Here is a 783-nt window from a genome sequence, read left to right as displayed (position 1 = left end):
CCCCGAGACATATGGGCTTGCGGCTCGAACTCAATCGCTAAGCGACGTCATGGCGGTGAGTGATGCCGATGCGCCGTTCGAGGCTGGGCGCTCCGTTCCGTTCAGCAGCGCCCAGAGCATGGCCTTCTTCCGTCAGCGTTACTGGGGACCGTCAGCTGACGCGCCGGCTTGGCGGCGTATCGACACTGCTTGGCTGGATGGCGCCTCTGAACTTGCCCTGGCGCTCGACAGCGCCACCAATAACACCAGCTTGGTCCTCGCCATCGAGTTTGGGGATGGCGATGTGCTGCTGTTTGCTGCGGACGCCCAAGTGGGGAATTGGCTATCGTGGCAGGGTCTGTCCTGGCAAGTCAAAGACAAGACCGTAACTGGGCCCGACCTGCTGGCCCGAACAGTGTTCTACAAGGTCGGACATCACGGCAGCCACAACGCTACACTGCGACAGGCGGGTTTGGAGCTCATGAGCAAACTCAAGATAGCAGCGATACCTGTGGACCACGAGATGGCCAAACTAAAGAAATGGGGCAACATGCCGCTTCCCGAACTCCTTGAGGCGCTGGACAAGCAGGCTAGCATTGGAGTTATACGAATTGACCAGGATCCTGTGGGGGCAATTCCCGGGATTATCGTCGATCCCCTGTACTTCGATATTATATTTTAGACTAATATAAGGTCGTCCATCGGGCGGTCAGTTAGGACGCCCTGACCAAATAAATCCCGAGGTAATATAAATGCCAAGGTAATATAAATGCCAAGGTGGGGGGCGCCGACATGACTGTTACC

At 56.6% G+C, this 783-nt stretch carries 1 pseudogene; it reads left to right on the top strand.

Going from position 1 to position 783, the window contains the following annotated elements:
- Nucleotides 1–661, top strand: a pseudogene (locus X742_RS140315) (hypothetical protein); the annotation flags it as partial.
- Nucleotides 662–783 lie beyond the last annotated feature (122 nt).

The organism is Mesorhizobium sp. LNHC229A00 (assembly GCF_000502415.1).
GTDB lineage: Bacteria > Pseudomonadota > Alphaproteobacteria > Rhizobiales > Rhizobiaceae > Mesorhizobium.
The sequence above is the reverse complement of the archived record's forward strand: the minus strand, read 5'-3'. Positions and strand labels throughout refer to the sequence as shown.